The sequence below is a fragment of the Streptomyces sp. MnatMP-M17 genome, assembly GCF_900091995.1.
Lineage (GTDB): Bacteria > Actinomycetota > Actinomycetes > Streptomycetales > Streptomycetaceae > Streptomyces.
In genome coordinates this window covers 1-6,032 of sequence record NZ_FMDK01000068.1, presented here as the reverse complement: position 1 = coordinate 6,032, position 6,032 = coordinate 1, and the positions used below count along the sequence as shown (strand labels likewise).

Annotated in this window: 4 protein-coding genes; 2 read left to right on the top strand and 2 right to left on the bottom strand. The window is 69.1% G+C overall.

Annotated features, from left to right (window positions below):
* Window positions 1-104 precede the first annotated feature (104 nt).
* Together GA0115259_RS03675 and GA0115259_RS03670 are read right to left on the bottom strand one after the other, a co-directional pair.
* Window positions 105-2,081, bottom strand: a complete 1,977-nt coding sequence (locus GA0115259_RS03675; protein WP_093590730.1) for a purple acid phosphatase family protein — start codon at window positions 2,079-2,081, stop codon at window positions 105-107.
* Between the two features lie 154 nt (window positions 2,082-2,235).
* Window positions 2,236-3,450 (bottom strand): HupE/UreJ family protein, encoded by a 1,215-nt coding sequence (locus GA0115259_RS03670; RefSeq protein ID WP_093590727.1) that lies wholly within the window; start codon window positions 3,448-3,450, stop codon window positions 2,236-2,238.
* A 177-nt stretch (window positions 3,451-3,627) separates the two neighbouring features.
* On the opposite strand from GA0115259_RS03670, the gene GA0115259_RS03665 reads away from it, so the two are divergent.
* Complete coding sequence (locus GA0115259_RS03665) at window positions 3,628-4,299, top strand: type 1 periplasmic-binding domain-containing protein (RefSeq protein WP_093590724.1); 672 nt, start codon at window positions 3,628-3,630, stop codon at window positions 4,297-4,299.
* Window positions 4,300-4,535: 236 nt separating this feature from the next.
* Window positions 4,536-6,032: AfsR/SARP family transcriptional regulator (locus tag GA0115259_RS03660; protein WP_176732419.1), on the top strand; the 1,497-nt coding region annotated here is incomplete at its 3' end.

Genomic DNA, 6,032 nt, shown 5'->3' with positions numbered 1-6,032 from the left:
CGGGGCAGGCACCGGACGGCGCCTGCCCCGCCGGGTGAAACGGGTCCGATCAGCTACTCGGCCGGCTGAGCGGATCAGTCAGTCGGCCGACTGATCAGATCTGATCAGCTGCTGAGCGCGGTGATCGTCAGAGTGGCGCGGTAGCCACCCTTCTCGACGCTGTCCGGGATCCGCAGATCCAGGTCGGCGCCGAGCTTGGCCGTACCACGCGAGTGGCCCTGGTCGGCCGAACCGAGACCGCGCGAGATGGCGAGGCCCTGGCCCTGGTCGACATAGCTGGAGGCCACCGACTGGCCGGCCTTGGAGCCCGCGCCGTTCACGAGCACGCGCGGCGTCCAGCCGAGGTAGGAGCCGGAGAACGTCTTGCCGGCGTCCTTGAAGTCGCTCACGTTGGCCGAGATCGACCAGGGAGCGAGCGAGCGGCGGCTGTCCGAGACGACGATCGGGTTGATCTTGCCGTCCGCCTCGAAGTGGTCGCCGTTGGTCTCCTCGGCGGTGCCGAGGTCCACCAGGCCGTTGTAGCCGTCGATCGTCCAGCCGAACTCGCCCGGAGCGGCGTTCGGCACGTTGACCTGGAGGTCCTGGCCGTCACCGTGGTACGGGTGCACCGTCACCTTGTCGACGAGCGAGCCGACCGGCTGGCCCTCCGGGGTGTTGTTGCACCAGCTGCCCTTCTCCACCGCGGCGTTCGGAGCGGCGCAGGTGCCGCTGCGGACGTTCTCGACGACGAGCTTGTCGTTGCGCACCTGGACCTTGACGTAGGTGCGGACGTGCTCCTGGTTCTGGACCGAGTTGTACCAGTAGCTGTTCGGGTTCAGAGGGTCCGCACCGTTGCCGGCGCCGCTCGTGCCGCTGCTGTCCGGCTTGGTGATGTCGTAGTACTTCGAGCCCGAGGCGGAGTTGCCCGTCACATAGAGGACACCGCCGGGACCGGCGTACACGTCGGCGGCGCCGGGCTGCTCGGCCGGGTTCGCCTTCTCACCGTTCTTGATCAGGTAGCTGCGCGAGTAGCTGTGGTCGTGGCCCTGGAGCACCAGGTCGACACCGAGCTTCGAGAACGTGGTCGGGAAGTCGACGCGGCGGACCTTGTTGTCGTTGTCCTTGGCGTGGTCGGCCGGCGAGTAAATCGCGTGGTGGTACGTGAGCACCTTCCACTTGGCCTCGGAGCCGTGCTTGTTGATGACGTCGGTCACGTAGGCGATGTGCGCCGCGTCACCGCCGCCGCCCTGGGAGGTGGCGTAGCTGTTGCTGTTCAGGTTGATGAACAGCACATCCTTGTAGATGTACCAGTAGTCACCGCCGGACGTGTTGGACGCCGGGTTCCCGTTGGAGTACAGCGGGGCCGAGCGGTCCGTGTTCGGGGTGGAGAAGTGCTGCTCGTACGCCTTGCCGCCGACGTCGTGGTTGCCGATGGTGGCGGCCCACGGGTACTGACGGAGCTTGTCGGGTGCGAGGAAGGCGTTCCACTGGGACTCGGTGTTGGCGGTCTCGACCTGGTCGCCGCCGGACACCAGGAGTTCGGCGTTCGGGTTGGCCGCCAGCGAGACGTCCACGGTGTCCTGCCAGCCGGCCTGGTCCTTGGCGACATCGCCGGAGGCGCCGATCTGCGGGTCGCCGTAGAACAGGAAGTCGTAGTCGCCCTCGAAGTCCTGCGTCTTGAAGGAGTACGGCGAGGACCAGTTGCCCTCGGTGCCGACGCGGTAGGAGTACTGCGTCTTCTCCTTCAGGCCGGTGATCGTCGCGTGGCGGTTGAAGCCGCCACTGGTCGCGATGTTCGCACCGCCGATGGCGTCGAAGGAGGCGGCGCCGGCCGGGAACTCGCCGTTGACGAGCTCGGCGGTCGGGGCGACCTGGAGCTTCTGCGCGGTGTCAGCTGAGGAGTACCAGGTCACCGTGCGCTGGGACTCGTTGGCGCCTACACCGAGGATGATACCGGTGAGCGCGGCGGGGTCAGCGGCGGCGGCGGGAGACGCCAGGCCTCCACCGAGAGCCACGGACAGGCTCAGGATTGCCGCGGCGGCCCCTGTGGCCACACGGCGTCGCACAAGCCCGGGGGCCTGTGCCGAAGGTCTCAATGTCATCAGTTTACGTTCCTTTTACCCACATGGGTGCATGTAACAGGGCCCTCAAGGTCTCTGTCGCGGGTGAACCGGACATAGATGGAACCTTCGGGCCAGTTGAACTTCTGCACTTCCGAAGGGCCTTGTTCCGGTTTCACGGCCCGCCGTTCCGGTTTCACAGCCCGAACACCCGCTGCACGAACCACACCAGTCCCATGACGGACACACCCGCGGAAATCGCGCCGGTCGCCCAGAGGCCGGCCGTCGGCGCACGGTGACGCAGCACGGTCAGCAGCGGGAAGACAAGGGCGATGATGGCCAACTGCACGGCCTCGATACCGACGTTGAACACCAGCAGGGACCACAGCAGCGTCCATGACCACGCCTCGTCGATTCCCAGCGCGCCCGCGAAGCCCAGACCGTGTACGAGGCCGAAGCAGAACACGACGCCCAGGCGGATCCAGCCCGCACGGTCCAGGCTGAAGTGACCGCGTCCCGCCGCCTCTTCGAGGTCGAGATCGGCGGCATGGCCGCCGCGCCGCCAGACCCGCCAGAGGTACCAGCCGGCGACCACGGCGATCGACAGCGCGATGACGGGCTCCACAACACTCGCGGGCACATCGACCACGCCAAGCGCGGCGAGCATGAACGTCACCGAGTGAGCCAGCGTGAAACTGGTGGCCGCCAGCACGATCTCACGCAGCCGTCGTGACCCGGCGATGAGCGCGAGCAGGAACAGGATGTGGTCGATCCCGCCCAGCAGATGCTCGGCACCCAGCCGGAAGAACTCCCAGAACCGCTCGTACCACGACTGACCCATCGAGAAGGACGGATGCTCCGCGTCGAGCGCGGCACTGCCCGAGCGGCCGTCGATCTCGTACGTGACGATCGTCTTGGTGCCCTTGACATATGTCTCGGAGTCCGGGAACAGCCCGCTGCGTACCTCGGGATCGCCACCGCCCTCAGGACAGGCCCAGTCGAGCAGCAGACCGGCGTACGGTACGCCCTCCCGCCGGCCCATCGTGAAGTCGCCGGACTGTGCCGGTGTGCAGGCCTTGCCGCCCGAAGTGACCGAGAAGCGCTTGGTGGCATACGAGACGGCCGACGTGGCGTGGGCGTTGAGCGCGGCGGCCTGCGCGGCGGTGTCACCGTCCTCGAACGCGGCGTTTCCCGTACGGAAGAGAGGATCGTCGCCCTCGGAGTCGGCGGCGGACACGACGAAGAGGTCGTACTCCAGCTCAAGTTTCGTCCGTATATGACCTTCTTCGCCTGCGGTGACGTGCGCGTACACGACCGAGGTGAATCCATGGGCGAGCGCCGGACCGGCGCTCAGCAGAGCGATCACCGCCGCGGTGATCAGAATTAGGGCACGGCGGACCGGTTGTGACATGTGGAGTGGCTCCTTCAGGTTGCCTGTGCACGGTCCATGTCACGGATGAACACGGCACGACCCATCGGCGAAGAACGGAAAAACAACCTCTAGAACGACACCCATGGATGAAGACGGCAGAACCTGGGATAGGAGGATGTAGGCGCACTATCCACCATCACTCGGAGGAAGATCGCCTTGCGCACCCCGCTTCGGGCCGCTGCCACGCTGGCCGCGGTCGCCGCGCTGGTCACCGGATGCAGCTCTGGCGACGACTGGTCCCAGCCGCATCCCAAGCCCACTCCCATCGGCACTCTCGGCCCGGGATTCCTCGCTCCCTCCGCCACGCCCGCGCCGGAGTCGACCGTCACACCGCGGCCCGGCTCCTGGAGCGAGGTCCGCCCGTCGGAGGACTACCGCGTGGTGCTGCTCACCTCCGGCGACGACCGCCCGACCAAGGCCCTGGTGAAGGCGGTCGAGGACTGGGCCGAGGAGGAGCACGTCGACCTCAGAACGGTGGTCGCCGACGGCCCGCACGACCTCATTCCCAGCATCACCAGGGCCCGCGAGTCGGGCCCCGACCTGATCGTCAGCGCGGGCAACGACCTGATCGACCCGCTCGCGACGGTCACTCCGAACCACCTGGAACAGCGGTTCCTCGTCGTGGGCGCGGAGCTGGCCGAGCCCACCCACAACGTCACGGCGGTCGACTGGTCCGGTGCGTCGTTCCGCGGCGAAGGGCTCGGCGCGTCCTCGACGTACGATCCGGGCTCGTTCACCGCCGAGCGCTGCGCGGCGGCCATCAGGGCGGGCGTCGCGGCCGTGCTCAACGACCTGACCGGGATCGTGATCTGGCTCGACCGCCACTAGCCCGTCGGCTTGACGGCCGCTGGCCCACCGGCTTGACGGCCGCTGGCCCGTCGGCTCAACCGCCGCTGAAGCCTCTCGTCCGGATCAGGCCGACGGCGGCGCCGGCGCCTGCCCGGCGCGTGCCGTCCCGATCCTGTCGCAGCCTTGTGCAGACCCTTACTCACTGCTGACGCATCCGCCTCCGACAAGGCAGACTGTCGAGGGCGATACCGGCAGCACCGGGAGCAGGGGGAGCTATGGACCGTGACGGCGGGCCGCGCGTACCGGAGCAGCGGGCTCCGGAGGTGCGGGGGGACACCGCGGAACTGCGTTTCAGCGTTCTCGGGCCCGTTCGCGCCTGGCGCGGCGGCGAGACGCTGCCGTCCGGATCACCTCAGCAACGTGCCCTGCTCGTCGTTTTGTTGATGCGCGACGGCCGCACCGCGACCGCCAATGAGCTCATCGACGCGCTCTGGGGCGACGAACCGCCCTCGCAGGCGCTCGCCACCGTACGGACATACGCCTCGCGCCTGCGCAAGGTGCTCAGTCCCGGTGTACTGATCACCGAGGCCGGCGGTTACGCCCTGCGGACGCCGTCCGGCTCCCTCGATCTGAACATGGCTCAGGAGCTGGCCGCGGACGCGGACAAGGCGCGCGCGGCCGGCGACCGCTATCTGGCCCGTACGCTGATCAACAAGTCGCTCGGCCTGTGGGACGGCGAGGCGCTCGCCTCCGTACCGGGCCCGTACGCCGACAACCAGCGCACCCGGCTTGAGGAGTGGCGTCTCCAGCTCACCGAGACCAGGCTCGATCTGGATCTGGAGGTCGGCCGGCACGCGGAGGCCGTCTCCGAACTGACCGCGCTCACCGCCGCGCATCCGCTCCGCGAACGCCTCCGCGAGCTGCTGATGCTCGCCCTCTATCGCAGCGGCCGGCAGGCGGAGGCGCTCGCCGCGTACGCCGACACCCGGCGGCTGCTCGCCGACGAACTGGGCGTCGACCCGCGCCCGGAGCTCTCCCAGCTCCAGCAGCGCATACTCCAGGCCGACGCGGAACTGGCACGGCCGGTGGAGGAGCCCGCGCCCGTCCACGCCGTCCGGCGGCCCGCCCAACTCCCGGCCACGGTGCCGGACTTCACCGGCCGCGTCTCCTTCGTACGGGAGCTGGGCGACCGGCTCGCCGCCGCCGGCGGATCCGTGATGGCCGTCTCGGCGCTCGCGGGCATCGGCGGTGTCGGCAAGACGACGCTGGCGGTGCATGTCGCGCACGCGGCGCGATCGCACTTCCCGGACGGACAGTTGTACGTGGACCTCCAGGGCGCCGGTACGCGCGCGGCGGAGCCGGAGACCGTCCTCGGCGCGTTCCTGCGGGCGCTCGGCACGCCCGACGCCGACATCCCCGACTCGCTGGACGAACGCTCCGCGCTCTACCGCTCCACGCTCGACGGCCGGCGCATCCTCGTCCTGCTGGACAACGCGCACGACGCCGCGCAGGTCCGCCCGCTGCTGCCCGGTACGGAAGGCTGCGCGGCACTGGTCACCAGCCGGGTACGGATGGTCGATCTGGCCGGCGCGCATCTCGTGGACCTCGATGTGATGTCGCCGGAGGAGGCGCTCCAGCTCTTCACCCGGATCGTCGGCGAGGAGCGCGTCACCTCGGAGCGCAAGGCGGCGCTGGACGTGGTCGCGGCGTGCGGTTTCCTGCCGCTGGCGATCCGTATCGCGGCCTCGCGGCTCGCGGCCCGCCCCCCCTGG

Bases quoted from the DNA above. Each gene is read 5' to 3' on its own strand.
- GA0115259_RS03675 (WP_093590730.1), bottom strand. From the start codon at position 2,081: ATGACATTGAGACCTTCGGCACAGGCCCCCGGGCTTGTGCGACGCCGT.
- GA0115259_RS03670 (WP_093590727.1), bottom strand. From the start codon at position 3,450: ATGTCACAACCGGTCCGCCGTGCCCTAATTCTGATCACCGCGGCGGTG.